This window comes from Micrococcus sp. UYEF5 (assembly GCF_040546065.1).
In the GTDB taxonomy this organism is placed as follows: domain Bacteria; phylum Actinomycetota; class Actinomycetes; order Actinomycetales; family Micrococcaceae; genus Micrococcus; species Micrococcus luteus.
Genome location: NZ_JBEPNB010000006.1, coordinates 58794 through 77954, shown reverse-complemented (window position 1 = coordinate 77954; position 19161 = coordinate 58794). Strand labels below are relative to the sequence as shown.

Here is a 19161-nt window from a genome sequence, read left to right as displayed (position 1 = left end):
CGGTGGCGGGGGACCCCCGGTGCGCCGCTAGTCTGGAGCGCCATGAAGAAGCCACCCCTCGCCCAGGACCCCATCCGGGAGGCCGCCCGGAACTGGGAGCGTCACGGATGGGGTGACGTCGCCCGCCCGATGGCCGCCATCACCTCGATCATGCGGGCCCAGCAGATCCTGCTGGGTCGGACGCAGGCCGCGCTCAAGCCCTACGGGCTCACCTTCGCGCGGTACGAGCTGCTCGCGCTGCTGAACTTCTCGCGCGAGAACCGGATGCGGATGTCCAAGGCGTCCGCGCTCCTGCAGGTCCACCCCACCTCGGTGACCAATGCGGTGGACCGGCTCGAGGCCGCCGGGCTGGTGGAGCGCACCCCCCACGAGTCGGACCGTCGCGCGCTCGTGCTCGCCCTCACGGACGAGGGCCGGCGCGTCGCCGTCGCCGCCACGGAGACGCTCAACGCCGAGGTCTTCGGCCGCTCCGGCTTCGACCCGGCGGACGTGGACACCCTCATCGACGTCCTCGGCCGGTTCCGGGCGTCGGCCGGGGACTTCCAGGTCGACGGCCCCGACGCCGGCGCGCCCGCGACGGCGGAGCACACCTCCTCCTGACGCGCCCTCCGGCCTCCGGACCGTCCGGCTCAGCGGGGCTCGAGGCGCACGGCGCCGTCGAGCCGGATGACCTCGCCGTTCAGGAACGGGTTGGACACGATCTGCTCGACGAGCAGCGCGTAGTCCTCGGGTCGGCCGAGGCGGGCCGGATGCGGGGTCTTGGTGGACAGCGCCTCGCGGGCGGCCTCGGGCAGGCCGGCCATCATGGGCGTCTCCATCAGACCGGGGGCGATCGTGACCACGCGGATCTGCGAGGAGGCGAGCTCGCGGGCCGCGGGCAGGGTCAGCGCGACCACGGCGCCCTTGGAGGCGGAGTACGCGATCTGGCCGATCTGCCCGTCGTAGGCCGCCACGGAGGCGGTGTTGACGATGACGCCGCGGTCCTCGCCGAGCGGCTCCTGCGCCTTCATCGCGGCGGCGGCCTGGGCCATCATCGCCACGGTGCCGACCGTGTTGATCGCCAGGACCCGGCTCAGCACCTCGGCGGACAGCGGCCCGTCGCGGCCCACGAGCTTGCCCGGTGTCGCCACGCCGGCGCAGTTGACCAGCACCCGCAGCGGCCCGGCCTCCAGCGCGGCGGCCACAGCCTCCCGGGCGGTGCCCTCGTCGGTGACGTCGCCCGTCACGAAGCGCGCGCGGGGGCCGAGGGCGGCCACGGCGTCCGCGCGGACGGTCTCGCGCTCGCGGTCCGGCAGGTCCACCACCACGACGGCGGCGCCCGCGTCGGCCAGGCGGCGGGCGGTGGCGTGGCCGAGGCCCGAGGCCCCGCCGGTGACGATCGCGCTCTGGTTCGACAGGTCCATGGACGGACCCTCCCTTCCTCCTCGGGATACCCCCCGAGTTCGATAGTTGCATGTCCTACGTTCTCATCCTAGATTAGCGGATGAGTAACCCAGATCACACGCACGGCCGGGCCTGCCACGCCCGCCGTGGGCGGCGCCGAACGATGTCCGCCCTTCCGCCTGGACCCGCGAGGAGCTACCATGTCCGAGAAGACCGCGCCCACCGAGACCGCCCCCGTGATCCCCCACTTCGTGCACGGCGAGCGGCGCGAGGGCGCCTCCGGCCGGCACAGCGACGTCCACCACCCGGCCACGGGCAGCGTGGCGGGCCGCGTGCCGCTGGCCTCCGCCGAGGAGATCGACGCCGCCCTGGCCTCCGCCGAGGAGGGCTTCGCCGCGTGGTCGGCGCTGAATCCGCAGCGCCGCGGCCGCATCCTGCTGCGCTGGGTCGACCTGATCAACGAGAACATGGACGAGCTGGCCACCGTGCTCGCCCAGGAGCACGGCAAGACCTTCCCGGACGCCAAGGGCGACATCCAGCGCGGCATCGAGGTCGTGGAGTTCGCCGCGGGCGCCCCGCACCTGCTCAAGGGTGAGTTCACCGCCGACGCGGGCACCGGCATCGACGTGCACTCCATCCGCCAGCCGCTCGGCGTGGCCGTGGGCATCACGCCCTTCAACTTCCCGGCGATGATCCCGCTGTGGAAGGCCGGCATCGCCCTGGCGGCGGGCAACGCGTTCGTCCTCAAGCCCTCCGAGCGCGACCCCTCCGTGCCGGTGCGCCTGGCCGAGCTGGCCCTCGAGGCCGGCATGCCCGCCGGCGCCCTCAACGTGGTGCACGGCGACAAGGCGGCCGTGGACGCGCTCATCGAGGACCCACGCGTCAAGGCCGTCGGCTTCGTCGGCTCCACCCCGATCGCGCAGTCCATCTACGCGCACGCCGGCCGCATGGGCAAGCGCGCTCAGTGCTTCGGCGGCGCCAAGAACCACGCCGTGGTCATGCCGGACGCGGACCTCGAGATGGCCGCCGACGCCCTGGTCGGCGCCGCCTTCGGCTCCGCCGGCGAGCGCTGCATGGCGATCTCCGTGGCCGTCCCGGTCGGCGAGGAGACCGCCGACCGCCTGATCGCGCTGCTCCGCGAGCGCGTGAAGGACCTCAGGGTCGGCCCGTCGCTCGAGGCGTCCTCGGACTTCGGCCCCGTCGTCTCGAAGGACGCGAAGGAGCGCATCGAGGGCTACATCGCGGCCGGCGTCGAGGCGGGCGCCGACCTGGTCGAGGACGGCCGGGGCGTCGTCGTCGAGGGCCACGAGGACGGCTTCTACGTGGGCGCCACCCTGTTCGACCGCGTCACCCCGGAGATGAGCATCTACCGCGCGGAGATCTTCGGCCCGGTGCTCTCCGTGGTCCGCGCGAAGGACTACGAGGAGGCGCTCACGCTCGTGAACGAGCACGAGTTCGGCAACGGCGTGGCCATCTTCACCCGCGACGGCGACGCCGCCCGCGACTTCTCCACCCGCGTGGACACCGGCATGGTCGGCGTGAACGTGCCGATCCCCGTGCCGATCGCCTACTACACCTTCGGCGGCTGGAAGGCCTCCGGCTTCGGCGACCTGAACCAGCACGGCACGGACGGGCTGAAGTTCTACACCAAGACGAAGACCGTCACCACGCGCTGGCCCTCCGGCGTGCGCGAGGGCGCCAGCTTCGTGATGCCGGCCGGCTCGTGACCGCCCCGCAGCCCGTCCCGACCAGGAGGACCCCATGACCACCGTTCTGTTCCTCGGCCTCGGCCACATGGGCGGCCCCATGGCCGCCAACCTCGCCGCCGCGGGCCACCGCGTGCTCGGCTTCGACCTCGTCCCCGAGGCCCTCGAGAAGGCCCGTGCGGCCGGCGTCGAGACCGTCACGGACACGGCCGCGGCGGCCGCGGAGGCCGACGTCGTGCTGACCATGCTCCCCCACGGACGCCTGGTGCTGGAGGTCTACCGGGGTGAGGACGGCGACGGCGGCCTGCTCGCCGCCGCCCGGCCCGGCACCGTGTTCCTGGACTGCTCGACCATCGATGTCGCCGAGGCCCGCGAGGCGGCCGCGGCGGCGGAGGCGGCGGGCATGCGGGCGGCCGACGCGCCGGTCTCGGGCGGCCAGGTGGGCGCCGAGGCCGGCACCCTCGCCTTCATGGTGGGCGCCTCGGACGAGGTGTACGCCGAGGTGCTGCCGCTGCTCGAGGTCATGGGCGCGCGGATCGTGCACTGCGGGGCCGCCGGCCTGGGCCAGGCCGCGAAGATCTGCAACAACATGGTGCTGGGGGTCACGCAGATCGCCGTCGCCGAGGCCTTCGTCCTGGGCGAGCGCCTGGGCCTGCAGCACCAGGCCCTGTATGACGTGATGAGCAAGGCCTCCGGGCAGTGCTGGTCCCTGACCACCAACTGCCCGGTGCCCGGCCCCGTCCCCGGCTCCCCCGCGAACCGGGACTTCCAGCCCGGCTTCGCCGGCGCCCTGATGGCCAAGGACCTCGGGCTCGCGCTCGCGGCCCTGGACGAGCAGGGCGTGGCGGCCGACCTGGGCCGCCTCGCGCAGGCCAAATACGCCGAGTACGCCGCCGGAGAAGGCGCCGCCCGCGACTTTTCCGGCATCATCGAGGACATCCGAGCATCACACACGGACAGGAGCGAGGCATGAGCGAGCAGACCACCCCGGACGGCGCCGAGTCGCCGATCATCGTCGAGCGGCAGGGCCGGGTCGGCCACATCCGCCTGAACCGGCCGAAGGCCCTGAACGCGCTGAACGAGGCGACGATGCGTGCCGTCGTCGCGGCGGTGCAGGAGCTGGACACCGACCCGGAGATCGGGGCGATCCTGCTCTCCGGCTCCCCCAAGGCGTTCGCCGCCGGCGCGGACATCAAGGAGATGGCCACCAAGGAGTTCTCCGAGATGTACGCGGCCGACTGGTTCGCCGGCTGGGACGGGCTCACCCGTGCCCGCACCCCCATCGTGGCGTGCGTGACCGGCTACGCCCTCGGCGGCGGCTGCGAGCTGGCCATGATGGCCGATGTGCTCGTGGCCGGCGAGGGCGCGAAGTTCGGCCAGCCCGAGATCAACCTCGGCGTCATCCCCGGCATGGGAGGCTCCCAGCGCCTGACCCGCGCCGTGGGCAAGGCGAAGGCCATGGACATGATCCTCACGGGCCGCATGATCGGGGCGGAGGAGGCCGAGCGCATCGGGCTCGTCTCCCGCGTGGTGGCCGACGAGAAGGCCCTCGAGGAGGCGCTGGAGGTGGCCGCGACCATCGCGTCCAAGTCCAAGCCGGCCTCCTGGATGGCCAAGGAGGCCGTCAACGCCGCGTTCGAGACCACGCTCGCCCAGGGCATCGCCTTCGAGCGCCGCGTGTTCCACGCCGCGTTCGCCACGGCGGACCAGAAGGAGGGCATGGACGCGTTCGCGGCGAAGCGCGAGGCGGGGTGGCAGCACCGATGAGCGACGCGCAGACCACGGCGACGACGGCCCCCGCGGCCGGGCAGGACGGCGCGGCGGACGAGGTGCTCCTCGAGGTCCGCGACGGCCTCGGCCGCATCACGCTGAACCGCCCGCGCGCCCTGAACGCGCTGACGCAGGACATGGTCCGGGCGATCGACGCGGCCCTGACCGACTGGGCCGCGGACCCCGCCGTGCGCGGCGTGCTGATCCGCGGTGCCGGCGAGAAGGGGCTGTGCGCCGGCGGCGACGTCGTCTCCCTGCGCTCCTCCCTCCTGGCCGGGCGGTTCGCGGAGGCCGAGCAGTTCTTCCGCGACGAGTACGCGATGAACGAGCGCATCGCGGCCTACCCCAAGCCGTACGTGGCCTTCATGGACGGGGTCGTCCTGGGCGGCGGCATGGGCGTGTCCGCGCACGGCTCGCACCGCGTGGCCACCGAGCGGACCCGCGCCGGCATGCCCGAGACGGCGATCGGGTTCACCCCCGACGTCGGCGGCTCGTTCCACCTCGCCCGCGCGCCCTTCCAGGCGGGCCGGCACCTGGCCGCGACCTCGGCGCACGCTTCCGGTTCCGACGCGGTGGCCCTGGGCCTGGCGGACATCTTCGTGGAGTCCGCCCGGCTGGACGAGCTCGAGCAGGCCCTCGCCGCGGCGTTCGGCGCCCTCGGCCCGGCCGCGGACGCGGGCGCGCGCGACGAGGCCGCCTTCGCCGCCGCCGACGAGGCGCTGGCCCGGTTCGCGGTGGCCGAGGACGCACGGCCCGCCTCCGCGCTGGTGGCCGGCCGGGAGTGGATCGAGGACGCCTACGACCGGGAGACGGCCGCCGAGGTCCTCGCCGCCCTGGACGAGCGCGCCGCCGCTGGCGGGGAGCACGCCGAGGCCGCGGGGCAGGCCGCCGAGGCCATCCGCACCAAGTCCCCGACCGCCGTCGCCGTGGCCCACGAGGCCCAGCGCCGGCTGGCCGCGCGCGGAGCGGACCTGACCGTGGCCGACGCACTGCGCCAGGAGTTCACGATCGCCACCCACCTGATGCGCGAGCCGGACATGGGCGAGGGCATCCGCGCGCTGCTCGTGGACAAGGACAAGGATCCGACGTGGAGCCCGGCCCGGCTCGAGGACGTCTCGACCGAGGACGTGGCCGGGCACTTCGAGCCCGTGTCCGGGGTGGACCCGCTGCAGCTCGGCTGAGCCCGCCCCGACAGACCGCGCCCCGTGGTCCCGTGTGGGGACCGCGGGGCGCCGTGCTGGGTGGGGCGACCGGGTGGGGCCCCCGACGTCAGCCGATCAGGCCGCGGCCCACGATCATGCGCATGATCTCGTTGGAGCCCTCGAGGATCCGGTGCACGCGCAGGTCCCGGACGAGCTTCTCCACGCCGTATTCGTGCAGGTAGCCGTAGCCGCCGTGCAGCTGCAGGGCGGTGTCGGCGGCCTCGTAGCCGTGTTCGGTGGCCACGAGCTTGGCCATGGCGCACAGGCGCACGGTGTCCGGGTCGTTGCGGTCCAGGGCGTCCGCGGCGCGCATGAGCATCGTGTGGGCGGTCTCCAGCTTCACGGACATGCCCGCGAGCTCGAAGACGAGGGCCTGCTTGGTGGTGAGCGGCTCGCCGAACGCGCTGCGCTCCTTGAGGTAGCGGGTGGCCTTGTCCAGGGCGGCCAGGCCGCCGCCGATCGAGCAGGCGCCGATGTTCAGGCGGCCGCCGTTGAGGCCCTTCATGGCGATGCGGAAGCCGTCGCCCTCCTCGCCGAGGCGGTCGGCCACGGGCACGCGGACGTCCTCGAAGATCACCTGGCGCGTGGGCTGGGTGTGCCAGCCCATCTTCTTCTCGTTGGGGCCGAAGGACAGGCCGGGGGTGTCCCTGTGGACCACGACGGCAGAGATCCCCCGGGCGCCCGTGTCCGCGGTGCGGCACATCACCACGTAGCAGTCGGACGCGCCGGCACCGGAGATGAACTGCTTGACGCCGTTGAGGACGTAGTGGTCGCCGTCGCGGACGGCGCGGGTCTTCAGCGCGGCCGCGTCCGAGCCGGCGCCGGGCTCGGTGAGGCAGTAGCTGGCCAGGTGCTCCATGCCCACGAGGTCGGGGATCCAGCGGGCGCGCTGCTCGTCGCTGCCGAAGGAGTCGATCATCCAGGCGACCATGTTGTGGATGGAGATGTAGGCGGCGAAGGCCGGGTCCGCCTTGGCGAGCTCCTCGAAGATCAGGATCGCGTCCGTGCGCTCCAGGCCGGTGCCGCCGTGCTCCTCCCCCACGTAGATGCCGCCCAGGCCGAGCTCGCCGGCCTCGGCGAGGACGTCCACCGGGAAGTGCTTCTCGGCGTCCCAGTCGAGGGCGTGCGGGGCGGCGCGCTGCTCGGCGAAGTCGCGGACGGCGTCGACCAGGGCCTTCTGGTCGTCGGTGATGGGGAACATGGGTTCGTCCTCCTGGGACTCGGGCCGGCCGCGCGGGCGGTCCACGACGGGGTGGGGCGGGGGTGACACCGCGGGCGGCGACAGGGTGTGACTGTCGTCACCACGATAATAGGACATCCAATGATCAGCCGTGTCGCCGCCGGGCCGTGGGCTAGCGTGCTCCCCGTGCAAACCACCACCAGCCCCACCGCGGACTCGCCCACCGGCCCCCGCTCCCACGCCTCCGGCCGCACGGAACAGCTGTTCGGCATCCGCCGCCACGCGCTGATGACCGAGCGGGACGGCGCCCTCAACCCGGCCGCGTTCGAGGTCGGCCCGTGGTGCCTCGACCTGGACGGCCGGCCCACCGGTGCGGCGGCCACCGTGGTCATGGACAACGCCACCGCGGTGGCCGTGCACCACGCGGCCCGGGACATCGAGACCGTGGTCACCACCGAGCTGCAGGTCAACGTGCTCGGCCCGCTGCCCGCCTTCGACGCGGCGGTCGCGGCCGGGGACGAGGACGGCCCGCTGCTGGAGTGCTGGACCCGCCCGCTGGCCTGGGATGCCGCCGGCGGCGTGGCCCGCGCGTGGCTCGAGGACGCGGACGGGCGTCGCGTGGTCGAGGCGACCGGCTGGTTCCAGTCGGTGCCGGCCGGAGCGCCGGAGCGGATGGCCGAGTTCGTCGCGGCCGGGCGGCTGCCCCGCGGGGCCGAGACCCGCGTGCCCATGCCGGGGCTGCTGGCCGCCCGCCCCGAGTCGCTGCCGACGGCCGATCCGGACGTGCGCCCCGCCGTCGCTGCCGCGGCGAGCGCGGGCGCCCGCTTCGCCCCGAAGCCGGAGCTGGCCAACCCGTCGGGCGCGGTCCACGGCGGGGCCATGACGCTGCGGGCGGTCACCGCCGCGCAGGCGGCCATGCCGGACCGCGAGCGCTACGACGTCCAGGCCGTTCGCGTGGTGTTCGTGCGCCCGGGGCATGGCGAGATGGTCGCCCTCACGCGGGTGCGGCACGCGGGCCGGTCCCTGCGCCTCGTGGACGTGGACCTCGTGCCGGTCGGCGCCGACGGCGTCCCCGTGGCCGACAAGCCGATGGTCCAGGTGCAGGTCACCTTCCGAGCTGCCCGGAGCTGACGCCCCGCACGCCCGAGCGCCCGAGCGCTTTCGAACGTGAGAGAGGCCCTATCCCACGTTCAAAAGCGCTCATTCCCCCGACATCACGTTCGAAAGTCCGGGGAGGAGGAGGCGTCGCCGTCGTGGGGCCGGCTCAGCGGCCCACGGTGCCGAAGCGGGAGGCCACGGGGGCCGTGAAGGCGGGCTTCAGGAAGAACCAGGCGGCGGCGGTGACCGCCACGCTCACGAGGAACACCACGAGGCCCCACGCGTCGGTGGCGCCGCCGCGCGAGGTGTACATGTGGTTCAGGTTCGTCAGCAGGCCCGTGAAGGCCACGAGGAACACATGCACCAGGATGAACGCCACGAAGAAGACCATCACCGGGAAGTGCACCTTGCGGGCCACCTCCATGGGGAACGCCTTGTTCAGTCCCTTGGCCTCCGTGGGGAACCACGAGGACATGCGCCAGCCCGTGAGGGCGGCGAGCGGGGCGGCCACGAACACCACCAGCGCGTAGGAGAGCATCTGCAGCGCGTTGTAGTGCACCCAGCCGTTCTCCGTGGGCCAGTCCAGGGACAGGTATTGGATGCCGGCGGACAGGGCGTGCTGGAACACGTGCGGGTCCGTGGGCACGATCCGCGCCCAGTGGCCGGTGACGATCAGCAGCACCACGAAGATCGCGCCGTTGAGCAACCACAGCGCGTCGAGGGCCTGGTGCATCCAGATGGTGAGCGAGAACTTCTTCGGGGTGTTGCCCCGCGCGGAGAACAGGCCGTCCTTCGTCGGCGTGAAGTTGGCCGGAGGCCGTGTCTCGTGGCGGATCTGCAGGCCCGTCCGGATGATCAGCACCATCAGGAACATGTTCAGGAAGTGCTGCCAGCCCATCCACCAGGGCATCCCCTCGGGGGTGCCCTCGGGCAGGACCGGGTGCCCGTCGTAGGTCGCGATGAAGTCCGCCACCGGGTCCAGGCTCCGCAGCCAGCGTCCGGCCAGCACCGCGAGCAGCGCCAGCACCACGACGCCGGCCACCGCCGGCAGCGCCTTGCGCAGACGGGACGGGGCGGCGGACTCGGCGGCGTCCGTCTCCGCGGCCCGAGCGGGCGTGCCGGGGGCGGCACCGGGGGCGGCCCGGGGCGGCTGCGCGGCGGAGGCCGGCGGGGCCGAACGGGTGTCCGGCGCGGTGGGGGCCGGCTCCGCGGTCGGCGCCGCGGCCACGGGGGCGGCGACGGCCGGTGCCGCATCGGCCGGCTCGGCGACGACCGGCCGGGCCGGCGCCGCGGCGGCGGGCTCGGCCGCGGACTCGGCGGTGGCCGGCTCCGGTGCGACGACCTCCTGCGCCACCGTCTCCGGCGCGGTGGGGGCGCCCACGGCGGCCAGCTCGGTGAACCACTCCCCCTCCCGGGCGAACGGCACGTACCCGGCCATGCGTCGCCGCTCCGCGAGCGGCACGAGGTCGGACTCCACGGGCGCGGCGGGCGCACCGGTCGCGGCGGCGGCGACGGCGGCCGCCACGTCCGGCACGACGGGCTCGGTCTCCGCGGGTGCGGGGGCCCGCGTCGGGGACGCCGAGGCGGCGATCGGCTCGGGGGCGGCGGCCGGGGTCGATCCCGCGGCCGGAGTGGGGGCACCGCCGAGCCACTCGGCCTCGCGGGCGAACGGGACGTACCCGGCCATGCGGCGTCGCGCGGACAGGGGCGTCAGGGCCGACGCCGACGCGGTCGGCGCCACCGGGGCGGCGGGCGCGACCACCGGGGCGGGGGCCGCCGTCGTGGTGTCCTGCGCCGGGGCGGGGGCGGGCTCGGTCTCGGCCGGGGCGCCCTTCAGGGGGACGTAGCCGGCCATTCGCTGCTTGGGCATGCTTCTCCTCGTCCGAGGGGCGCGGTCCGCAGCGGACCGCGCCCGCACCGGTTCAGCCGCGGCGGGTGCGCAGCTGCTCGATGACCTGCGGGACCACCTGGAAGATGTCCCCGACCACGCCGAAGTCGGCGTGCTCGAAGATCTCGGCGTCCTCGTTCTTGTCGATCGCCACGATGGTCTTGGCGGTCTTCATGCCGGCCAGGTGCTGGATGGCGCCGGAGATGCCGAGGGCGATGTACAGGTTCGGGGACACGATCACGCCGGTCTGGCCCACCTGGCGCTCGGCCGCGGTGTAGCCGGAGTCGACGGCGGCACGCGAGGCGCCCACGGCGGCGCCGAGCTCGTCGGCGAGCTGCTCGACGATCGCGAAGCCCTCCTCGGAGCCCACGCCGCGTCCGCCGGCGACGACGGTCTTGGCGCCGCGCAACGGCGGACGGGCGGAGTTCTGCGTGCGGGCGTTCACCTCGAGCACCCGGGCGCCGGCGGTCACCGGGCCCAGCTCGGCGGCGGCCAGCTCCACGACCTCGGGCGCCTCGACGGCCGGGGCCCGGTCCGCGACGGCGCCGGGGCGCATGGTGATGATCCGGGGGCCGCCCTCGCCGGTGGACTCGCTGAGGTAGTCGCCTCCGAACACGGAGTGGCGGGCGATGACCTCGTCGTCGGCCCAGCGCAGCCCCACGGCATCCGCGCAGACGGGGCCGCGGGCGCGGACGGACAGGCGGCCGGCCACCGCGCGGGACTCAGGACTGCCGGAGAGCAGCACGGCCACGGGCGCGGTGCGGGCGGCCGCGGCGGCGAGGGCCTGCACGGCGGCGTCGCCGAGGGTGGTGGCGGCGTCGTCGGCCACGAGGACGTGGACGCGCGTGGCGCCGTACTCCCCCAGCCGGGCGACGGCGGCGTCCCTGCCCTCCGCATCGGTCACGAGGACGGCCTCGGGCACGCCCACGGAGGCGGCCGCGCCGAGCAGCTCGGCCACGACCGGGCGGAGCGCGCCGTCCGCGCCGATCTCGGCGTGCACCAGCACGGTCTGGCCGCTGTTCGCGGCGTCGGTCTGCGTCGTCATCTCGGTCTCCTCCACGTTCGCGCTCACACGAGCCCCCGACCCGCGAGGAACTCCACCAGCCGCTCGGCGGCGGTGCCGTCGTCGGTGATCTTCTCGCCCGCGGCGCGCTCGGGACGCGTGTCCGCCGAGACCATCACGGAGCGGTAGGCGGCCTCGGCCGGGCCCGCGGCGATGCCGAGGTCGGCCAGGGACAGCACGGTGAGCGGCTTCTTCTTGGCCGCCATGATGTTCTTGAAGTTCGGGAACCGCGGCTCGGCGGTCTTCTCCGTCAGGCTCGCCACGGCGGGCAGGGCGACGGCGGCGCGCACGTCCGCGTCCGAGGTCGCCACGGTGCCGATCAGCTCGCCGTCGGCCAGCTCGGGGGCCTCGGCGTGCGGCAGGTAGGGCCGCTCCAGGAGCTCGGCGACCATGGCCGGCACCACGCCGGTGCCGCCGTCCGTGGACACCGTGCCGGCGAGCACGAGGTCGGCGCCCTCCTTCTCGACGGCCGCGGCGATCACGCGAGCCGTCTGCACGGCGTCCGAGCCGACGAGTGCGTCGTCGGTGATCTGCACGGCGGAGTCCGCGCCCATGGCCAGCATCTTGCGTAGGGTCTTCGAGGAGTCCTCGGGGCCCACCGTCAGGGCCACGACCTCGATGTCCGCGCCGGCGTCCCGCCAGCCCAGGGCGACTTCCATGACCCGCTCGCTGATCTCGTCCGGCACGGGCTCGGCCGCGCCGTCGCGCACCACCCAGCCGGTCTCCAGGCTCAGCTCACGCTCCTGCCACGTGTCCGGCACCTGCTTGGCCAGCACCAGGATCTTCACGGCCTCTCCTCCTCGGCTCACGGTCTCGCCCCGGGGCCTCCGCCCCGAGCACGGTGACTTACGCTACAGACTACGGGTCCGCGCACATCCGGGCCGCATGACCCCCGCGCGGGAGCGGCCGGGGCCGCCGTCGTCGGCCCGTGCGTCCGGACCATGATCGCCCGAACCGAGGAGGCACCGTGAGCCCCGCCGCCCCGCCCGCCGAGCCGCCGGCCGCCGAGGACCGGCCCCGGGTCCCGGCGGTGCCCGCCTCCTCCCTCGTGCTGGTCCGGCCCGGGGCCGGCGGCGAGATCTCGGTGTTCACCGTCCGCCGCGCCGGGACCATGGCCTTCAGCGCCCACGCCACGGCCTTCCCCGGCGGCCGCGTGGACCCCGCGGACGACCTGTCGGACCGATTGTGGGAGGGCACGGATCTGGCCGACTGGGGCCGGCGCCTGGGGCTGCCGCGCGAACCCGTGGACGCCCACGGCACCCTCACGGAGCTCGACCCCGCCGAGGGCGCCGGCCGCGTGCTGGCCGCCGCCGTCCGCGAGACGTTCGAGGAGACCGGAGTGCTCCTGGCCCGGGACGCCGTCACCGGCACCCCCGTGGACCCGGCCCGGGTGGCCGCGTTCCCCGACGAGCTGCGCGACGCCGTCGAGCGCCACGAGGTGGACTTCGGGGAGCTGCTCGACCGCGAGGGGCTGCGCCCCGACGCCGGCGCGCTCGTGCCGTGGTCCCGGTGGATCACCCCGCACGGGGGCCCGCGCCGCTACGACACGTTCTTCTTCGCCGTCCACCTGCCGCAGGGCCAGTCCCCCGAGCGGATGTCCTCCGAGGCGGCCAGCCACGGCTGGGCGTCCCCCGCCGAGCTGCTGCGCCGCTTCCGGGTCGGTAAGGTCAACCTGATGGCCCCCACGTGGTGGCAGCTGCGCACCCTGGTCGACGCCGGCGAGGACGTCCACGCGGGCCGCTCCCGGTTCGAGCCCCTCGAGGGGGTCATGCTCGTGGCCGGGCAGGGGCCCGTGTTCCCCCACGCGGACGAGTATCTGCGTGACCTGACGGCGTTCCGTGCGGCCGCGCAGGTGGAGGAGTCCAAGGACAACATCCTCTGAGCGCTCCCGTCTCCGGTCCGTGCGGTGGGCGACGGGCCGGAGAGCAGCGCGGACCACGAGCCGCGACCCCATGGCCTGCCGGGCCCCGTGCCCCTAGTCTGGTCTGCACCGGATCACCCGGCTCCGCGCGTCCGGCCCCCACCCCCGGCCACCGCGCGTCCCGCTCGCACCCTAGGAGCACTGCATGGCGCTCAGCGTCCTCGACCTGTTCTCGATCGGCATCGGCCCGTCCTCGTCCCACACCGTGGGACCCATGCGCGCCGCCCGCCGCTTCACGGACAGCATGGGCCAGCACGGCGTCCTCGAGCGCACGGCCCGCGTGCACGCCGAGCTGTTCGGCTCGCTGGCGGCCACCGGAGTGGGCCACGGCTCGGACACCGCGGTGCTGCTCGGCCTGGCCGGCCAGGACCCCGAGACCATCGACCCGGACGCCTGCACCGGGCTCGTGGCGGAGATCGTCACGGGCGGTCGGCTGCCCCTGGACGGGCGCCACGAGATCGCCTTCGACCGGCAGGCGGACCTGACGCTGCACATGCGCGAGTCCCTGCCCGGGCATCCGAACGGCATGCGCCTGACCGCCTACGACGACGCCGGCGAACAGCTCCACACCCGCGACTACTACTCGGTGGGCGGCGGCTTCGTGGTCACCTCGGACGAGCTCGAGGCCGAGCTGGACGCCACCAAGGACGTCAACCGCACCGACGACGGCGACACCGGCGAACCGTACCCCTTCTCCACGGGCGCCGAGCTCGCCGCCCGCTGCCGCGAGGCCGGCCTGAGCATCGCGGAGCTCATGCTCGCCAACGAGGCCACCCGCCACGACCTCGACGAGCTGCGCACCCAGCTGCTGGCCATCTGGGCCGTCATGGAGGAATGCGTCCACAACGGCGTGACCCGCACCGAGCCGATCCTGCCCGGCGGACTGCAGGTCCGCCGTCGGGCCCCCGCGCTGCGGGAGCACCTGCTCCAGACCACCGACCGCACCGACCCCATGTGGGCCATGGAGTGGGTCAACCTCTTCGCGCTCGCGGTGAACGAGGAGAACGCCTCGGGCGGGCGCATCGTCACCGCGCCCACGAACGGCGCCGCGGGCATCATCCCGGCCGTCATGCTCTACTACATGCGCTTCGTGCTCCCCGAGGGCGCCACGCAGCAGGAGCGGGACGACAAGGTGGTCGAGTTCCTGCTCACCGCGGCGGCGATCGGCATCCTGTACAAGCGCAACGCCTCCATCTCCGGCGCCGAGGTCGGCTGCCAGGGCGAGGTCGGCTCGGCCTGCTCCATGGCGGCGGGCGCCCTGTGCGCCGTGCTCGGCGGCACCGTGGACCAGGTGGAGAACGCGGCCGAGATCGGGATCGAGCACAACCTCGGGCTGACGTGCGACCCCGTGGGCGGCCTCGTCCAGGTGCCGTGCATCGAACGCAACGCGATCGCGTCGGTGAAGGCCATCAACGCGGCCCGGCTGGCGCTGCTGGGGGACGGCTCGCACCGGGTGACCCTGGACCAGGCCATCACGACCATGCGCGACACCGGCGCGGACATGAAGTCCAAGTACAAGGAGACCTCGCGCGGCGGCCTGGCCGTGAACGTCATCGAGTGCTGATCGCCCGGGTCCGCGGCCCAGCGCCGCTCCGGTCGGGACGGACGGGGCACCCGTCCGCTACCGTGGGGCCCGACCCGCACCCTGCCCCCGAGCGCGAGAGGACCGACGTGGCCATTCATCCTGTGGACGCGACCCTGGAGGCCGCGAAGATCGATCCCGACCAGCGTGCCGAGAGGCTCAAGGGCGTGAAGCTCGACGGCGCCGGCTGGAAGTACGCGCTCACACGCGCGCTCAAGGAGTTCGGCAACGACGGCGGCACCGACCTGGCCGCGAAGCTCACCTACTACCTGGTGCTCTCGCTGGCTCCTTCCCTGCTGGCCGTGTTCTCCATCCTGTCCCTCGTGCTCGCCTCCAACCGCGGGGCCATCGACGATCTGCTGGGGGAGCTGACCGGCCTGGTCCCGAGCGACTACCAGCCGCTCGTCACGAACCTGGTGACCACCATGAGCGACTCGGCCGGCTCAGGCGGCGGGATCATCGCCCTCATCATCGGCATCGCGACCGCCCTGTGGTCCGCCTCCGCGTACGTGAAGGCGTTCAACCGCTCGGCCAACACGGTGTACGGCTACGAGGAGGGCCGCGGCCTGGTGAAGCTGACGCTGACCAACCTGCTCACCACGCTCATCCTGATCGTGGGCATCGTGGTCGTGCTGCTCTCGCTGGCGCTGAACCGCTCGCTCGTGGACGGCTTCCTCCAGCCGATCGCCGGGCCGCTCGGCATGACCGGCGTGGTGAACTTCCTCTCGGACACGTTCCTGCCGGTGTGGGCGTGGGCGAAGTGGCCTGTCGTCGTCGTGATCCTGCTGGTGCTGATCGCGACCCTGTACTACACCACCCCGAACGTCCAGAAGCCGCGCTTCCACCTCTTCGGCCCCGGCAACATCGTGGCGCTGGTGGGCATGGTGCTGGCCGCGGTGGCCCTGTCCGTGTACTTCACGCAGTTCGCCGGCTACTCGGCGTACGGTGCGATCGGCACGGTCATGGCGCTGCTGTTCGCCCTGTGGATCTTCAACATCGTGCTGCTGCTCGGCCTGGAGGTCGACGCCGAGGTGGAGCGTGCCCGCCAGCTCGAGGCCGGCCTGCCCGCCGAGGCTCGGGTGCAGCTGCCCCCGAAGGACGTGGCCGGGGTGGAGAAGCGCGCCGAGAAGCAGACGGCCGTGGAGGAGCGCGGCTACGAACTGCGGGCGGTCCACGAGGGCCGCTGACCGCGCCCGGCGCGGCGCCGAGCGCACGTTCCGCACCGACAACGACGGCCGCTCACCTGGCGAGGTGGGCGGCCGTCGTCGTGCGCGGGGCCCTCAGCGCCGGGCCGCGCGGTAGCCGCCCGCCTGCGCCGCGGAGGCGGAGGCGTAGCAGTGGCGCGCGTTGGTCTTGCCGTAGTGCTGCTGACCGGGCATGTGGTAGATGCCCGAGTTGTCGTTGGCCTTGACCGGGTGGGAGTCCGGGCACACGGAGTCGGCTCCGCTCACCGGCCCCGCGTCGCCGGCCGCGGGGGCCGCCTCCGGGGCGGGGGCCGGGGCCGCCTCCGGGATGGGCTCGGCCGCGGTGCCGCACTCCCCGGAGAACCTGCCGACGCCGTTCGCCCGGGCCTCCTCCCACGCCGCCTCGACCTCGGGCAGGAAACGGTCGTTGCCGTCGAAGACCGCCGGCTCGCCGTAGCCCAGGCGGGCCATCTCGGCGTTGAGCAGGACGCCGTCGGCGTACACGCCGGCGAGGAGGCGGTCGTAGCGGTCGTAGAGCCGGCGATCGTACCGCAGCACCACCGTGTCGCCGGGGCTGATCATCGACTTCAGCGCCGCCGTCGCCTCCGGTCCCATGCACTCGACCGGCTTCGAGGGGTGGTGGGTCTCGGGGGTGTCGATGTTGAGCAGGCGCACCCGCGTGGACACCTCGCCGAGGGTCACGCGGAGCGTGTCGCCGTCCGAGATCGACTCGACCGTGACCACGTCTCCCTCGACGTCGGCCGGGGCGGCGGGCGCCGCCGGCTCGGCACTGCGGGAGCCCTCAGCGGCACGCGACTCGGCGGCCCCGCTCGAGGACGACGCTGCGGCGCGCGAGCTCTGCGCGGCGGAGGAGGCGGCCAGCGACGACGCAGCGGCACGGCTCGTCGCAGCCGCGTCGACGGAGGGGGTGGGCGTCGTCGGCATCGTGCTGACCGACGCGGAGGTGTCGGCATCGCTCGCCGGGGTGACGCCGTCGTCGGTGGCGGTGCAGCCGGTGAGCAGGAGCAGGGACAGTGCGGCCGCGGGGAGCGCCGCGCGCAGACGGGCAAGGGGCACGAGGATCCTGGAGGGGAAGGGACGGGGACATGACGAAGGCCCCGCCGTGAGGCGGGGCCTTCGGATCACCACATCATCGCATGTGGGAGGCACAGGTGTTGCCGCACGTCACGACAGCATCGGTCCCCGTTCCGTCAATGACGACGGGGGTCAGCGACGGCCGTCGATGGGGTCGCCGCCGCCGTCGAGTGCGTCGAGGACGAGGTCGCGGGCCTCGCCCGTCGCGGACCGGCGGGAGAGCAGCAGCGCGGCCAGCCAGCACAGCAGGACGATCGCCGCGCCGCCCCACGCCAGGAGGGCGAGGCTGCCCGAGAGCAGCCCCGTGCCGTCCGCGCGGCCGACGCCGATCCACACCAGACCCCACGCGAGCGCGAACGCCGGAGCCGGGCGGCCGCCGTTGTACACGGCCGTGAACGCGCCGATCAGCACGGCCACCACGAGCATCACCTTCGCCCAGAGGGACGACTGCCCCGGATCGCCGACGACGCCGGTCGAGGCCAGCCACGCGGCCAGGTTCGCCACGGCGGCGATCGAGACCCAGCCCAGATGCAGGCCCTGCACCCCGTCCAGGAGGATCCGCTCCCCCCAGCTGTGCGCGCGGACGGATTCGAGGAGCACCAGGATCCACGCCAGGCACGTCAGCAGCAGCGCGATCACCACGACGCTCAGCCCCAGCAGCCCGGCCTGCACCGTCCAGATCCACGCGGCGTTGAGCAGCACCGAGACCAGGATCCACGGTCGCAGGCGGTCGTGACGGGCGGACTGGGCCGAGGCGAGGAACTGCCACACGGCGTACGCCAGCAGCCCCGCGTAGATCACGGACCAGATGCCGAACGCGGGGGTCGCCGGGGAGACCCAGGTGGCGTCCGGGCCGAGCCAGCCGCCCGCGGCCTCGGCCACGGGGGTCAGGCCGCCGACGACGCCGGAGCCCAGGAACGCGGCCACGACCGCGAGGATCACGACCACGAGCATGGCCACCCGGCCGCCCGTCGAGGACAGCCCCGTCCCCGAGCTGGGGACGCGCGCCGCGGCGTCGGGGCCGAAGGGGCTGCGGGACGGGCCGAGGTCGGTGGCGGTGCTCATGGGTGCTCCCGTGGGGTGATCGTCGGGGGTGTGCCCCGGGCGGGGCGGGTCTCAGGGTCAGCGTAGCCGCCGGGCCCATCGCGGGCACGGGCCACCGCGGCCTAGGGTGGGGGCATGCGCACTTCCTCCCCGATAGGACTCCTGCTGGACGTGGACGCCCCCGTGGCCTCCACCGAGACCCGGACCGTGCCGGAGGGGATCATCGACGTGCTCGTCCGCCTCGCGAGGCGCGGGGTGCCGGTCGGCTTCAACACGGGCCGCTCCACGGACTTCCTCCTGCACAACCTGATCGCCCCGCTGCGCGACGCGGGCCTCCCGGACGACGCTCCCTTCCACGCGATCTGCGAGAAGGGCGCCGTGTGGTTCCCGTTCTCCGCGGTGCCCTCCGGGGACCTGCCCGACGTCACCGTGGACGGCACCGCCCCGGACTGGCTCCGCACCGACCCGGACATGGCCATCGACGCGGACACCCGTGACGCGATCTGGGCCCTCAACGATGAGCGCGCCGGGGACCTGCAGTTCACCGACCGCACCAAGCTGGCCATGGTCTCCCTCGAGAAGACGGTCGGCGCGGACCAGACGGAGTACGAGCGGGTGCGCGACGACGTCGCCGCGGGCGTCGAGGATCTGCTCGCCGAGCGCGGACTCGCCGAGGAGGTGCGCGTGGCCCCCTCGGTGATCTCGGTGGACGTCGAGCACCGCTCCTCCGGCAAGGACCTGGGCGTCGAGCGCTGCTTCGACCTGCTGGCGGAGGCGGGCACCCCGGTGCCCGAACGCTGGCTCACCGCGGGCGACTCGCGCAGCGACTACGCCATGGCCGACCGGCTGCACGAGCGCGGACTCGCCGTGGAGCACATGGACGTGCGGCCCGCCGACGGCGTCCCCGAGAAGCCCTACGGCGTGGTGACGGCGGCGATCCTCGCCGAACGCGGCATCGGCGACGCCGACGACGTCCACGAGCGGGCGGGCGAGTCCCTGCTGCGCTGGGTGGAGCGCGACCTGCTGCGCTGACCAGGCCGGACGC

At 74.0% G+C, this 19161-nt stretch carries 17 protein-coding genes; 10 read left to right on the top strand and 7 right to left on the bottom strand.

The window, feature by feature from the left end:
* The first annotated feature begins 42 nt into the window (after positions 1 to 42).
* Positions 43 to 600: a MarR family winged helix-turn-helix transcriptional regulator gene (locus ABIB16_RS07530; RefSeq protein ID WP_354436169.1), complete on the top strand. Its 558-nt coding sequence runs from the start codon at positions 43 to 45 to the stop codon at positions 598 to 600.
* A 29-nt stretch (positions 601 to 629) separates the two neighbouring features.
* Here the strand turns inward: ABIB16_RS07530 and ABIB16_RS07525 are convergent, their stop codons facing one another.
* On the bottom strand, positions 630 to 1403 hold the full coding sequence (locus ABIB16_RS07525; protein WP_354436168.1) for an SDR family NAD(P)-dependent oxidoreductase: 774 nt from the start codon (positions 1401 to 1403) through the stop codon (positions 630 to 632).
* Positions 1404 to 1583: 180 nt separating this feature from the next.
* Between ABIB16_RS07525 and ABIB16_RS07520 the strand changes: the two genes are divergently transcribed.
* The 4 genes from ABIB16_RS07520 to ABIB16_RS07505 are packed head-to-tail and all read left to right on the top strand — an operon-like array spanning position 1584 to position 6040.
* Positions 1584 to 3110: a CoA-acylating methylmalonate-semialdehyde dehydrogenase gene (locus ABIB16_RS07520; RefSeq protein ID WP_061867541.1), complete on the top strand. Its 1527-nt coding sequence runs from the start codon at positions 1584 to 1586 to the stop codon at positions 3108 to 3110.
* A gap of 34 nt (positions 3111 to 3144) precedes the next feature.
* Positions 3145 to 4062, top strand: a complete 918-nt coding sequence (mmsB, locus tag ABIB16_RS07515; protein ID WP_061867542.1) for a 3-hydroxyisobutyrate dehydrogenase — start codon at positions 3145 to 3147, stop codon at positions 4060 to 4062.
* Positions 4059 to 4856 (top strand): enoyl-CoA hydratase, encoded by a 798-nt coding sequence (locus ABIB16_RS07510; RefSeq protein WP_100059002.1) that lies wholly within the window; start codon positions 4059 to 4061, stop codon positions 4854 to 4856. Before mmsB ends, ABIB16_RS07510 begins: the two co-directional genes overlap by 4 nt.
* Positions 4853 to 6040, top strand: coding sequence for an enoyl-CoA hydratase/isomerase family protein (locus ABIB16_RS07505; RefSeq protein WP_354436167.1), 1188 nt, complete (start codon positions 4853 to 4855; stop codon positions 6038 to 6040). Before ABIB16_RS07510 ends, ABIB16_RS07505 begins: the two co-directional genes overlap by 4 nt.
* A gap of 88 nt (positions 6041 to 6128) precedes the next feature.
* Here ABIB16_RS07505 and ABIB16_RS07500 read toward each other — a convergent pair whose 3' ends face one another.
* On the bottom strand, positions 6129 to 7262 hold the full coding sequence (locus ABIB16_RS07500; RefSeq protein ID WP_354436166.1) for an acyl-CoA dehydrogenase family protein: 1134 nt from the start codon (positions 7260 to 7262) through the stop codon (positions 6129 to 6131).
* Between the two features lie 165 nt (positions 7263 to 7427).
* On the opposite strand from ABIB16_RS07500, the gene ABIB16_RS07495 reads away from it, so the two are divergent.
* Positions 7428 to 8372 (top strand): PaaI family thioesterase, encoded by a 945-nt coding sequence (locus tag ABIB16_RS07495; RefSeq protein WP_354436165.1) that lies wholly within the window; start codon positions 7428 to 7430, stop codon positions 8370 to 8372.
* Between the two features lie 133 nt (positions 8373 to 8505).
* Here ABIB16_RS07495 and ABIB16_RS07490 read toward each other — a convergent pair whose 3' ends face one another.
* The 3 genes from ABIB16_RS07490 to ABIB16_RS07480 are packed head-to-tail and all read right to left on the bottom strand — an operon-like array spanning position 8506 to position 12078.
* A complete protein-coding gene (locus tag ABIB16_RS07490; RefSeq protein WP_244294710.1) occupies positions 8506 to 10209 on the bottom strand; it encodes a cytochrome b/b6 domain-containing protein in 1704 nt (567 codons plus the stop codon).
* Positions 10210 to 10261: 52 nt separating this feature from the next.
* Positions 10262 to 11299 (bottom strand): electron transfer flavoprotein subunit alpha/FixB family protein, encoded by a 1038-nt coding sequence (locus ABIB16_RS07485; protein WP_061873250.1) that lies wholly within the window; start codon positions 11297 to 11299, stop codon positions 10262 to 10264.
* Entirely contained in the window at positions 11296 to 12078 is a 783-nt protein-coding gene (locus ABIB16_RS07480) for an electron transfer flavoprotein subunit beta/FixA family protein (RefSeq protein WP_061867548.1), read from the bottom strand. The genes ABIB16_RS07485 and ABIB16_RS07480 overlap by 4 nt, the downstream gene beginning before the upstream one ends.
* 179 nt (positions 12079 to 12257) lie before the next feature.
* On the opposite strand from ABIB16_RS07480, the gene ABIB16_RS07475 reads away from it, so the two are divergent.
* The 3 genes from ABIB16_RS07475 (at position 12258) to ABIB16_RS07465 (ending at position 15980) form a co-directional block, all read left to right on the top strand.
* Positions 12258 to 13172 (top strand): NUDIX hydrolase, encoded by a 915-nt coding sequence (locus ABIB16_RS07475; protein WP_061867549.1) that lies wholly within the window; start codon positions 12258 to 12260, stop codon positions 13170 to 13172.
* A 184-nt stretch (positions 13173 to 13356) separates the two neighbouring features.
* The gene (locus tag ABIB16_RS07470) at positions 13357 to 14775 is read left to right on the top strand and encodes an L-serine ammonia-lyase (RefSeq protein ID WP_061867550.1); all 1419 of its coding nucleotides are present in this window, start codon (positions 13357 to 13359) and stop codon (positions 14773 to 14775) included.
* A gap of 107 nt (positions 14776 to 14882) precedes the next feature.
* Positions 14883 to 15980 carry a YihY/virulence factor BrkB family protein gene (locus ABIB16_RS07465; protein WP_227717929.1) on the top strand — a complete coding sequence of 366 codons (1098 nt, stop codon included), beginning with the start codon at positions 14883 to 14885 and terminating at the stop codon, positions 15978 to 15980.
* Between the two features lie 93 nt (positions 15981 to 16073).
* On the opposite strand, the gene ABIB16_RS07460 is transcribed toward ABIB16_RS07465, so the two are convergent.
* Both ABIB16_RS07460 and ABIB16_RS07455 read right to left on the bottom strand, forming a co-directional pair.
* On the bottom strand, positions 16074 to 17054 hold the full coding sequence (locus ABIB16_RS07460) for a thermonuclease family protein (protein WP_061867551.1): 981 nt from the start codon (positions 17052 to 17054) through the stop codon (positions 16074 to 16076).
* 150 nt (positions 17055 to 17204) lie between these two features.
* Positions 17205 to 18137, bottom strand: coding sequence for a TspO/MBR family protein (locus ABIB16_RS07455; RefSeq protein ID WP_041102773.1), 933 nt, complete (start codon positions 18135 to 18137; stop codon positions 17205 to 17207).
* A 114-nt stretch (positions 18138 to 18251) separates the two neighbouring features.
* Between ABIB16_RS07455 and ABIB16_RS07450 the strand changes: the two genes are divergently transcribed.
* Complete coding sequence (locus tag ABIB16_RS07450) at positions 18252 to 19148, top strand: HAD family hydrolase (protein ID WP_049146689.1); 897 nt, start codon at positions 18252 to 18254, stop codon at positions 19146 to 19148.
* Positions 19149 to 19161 lie beyond the last annotated feature (13 nt).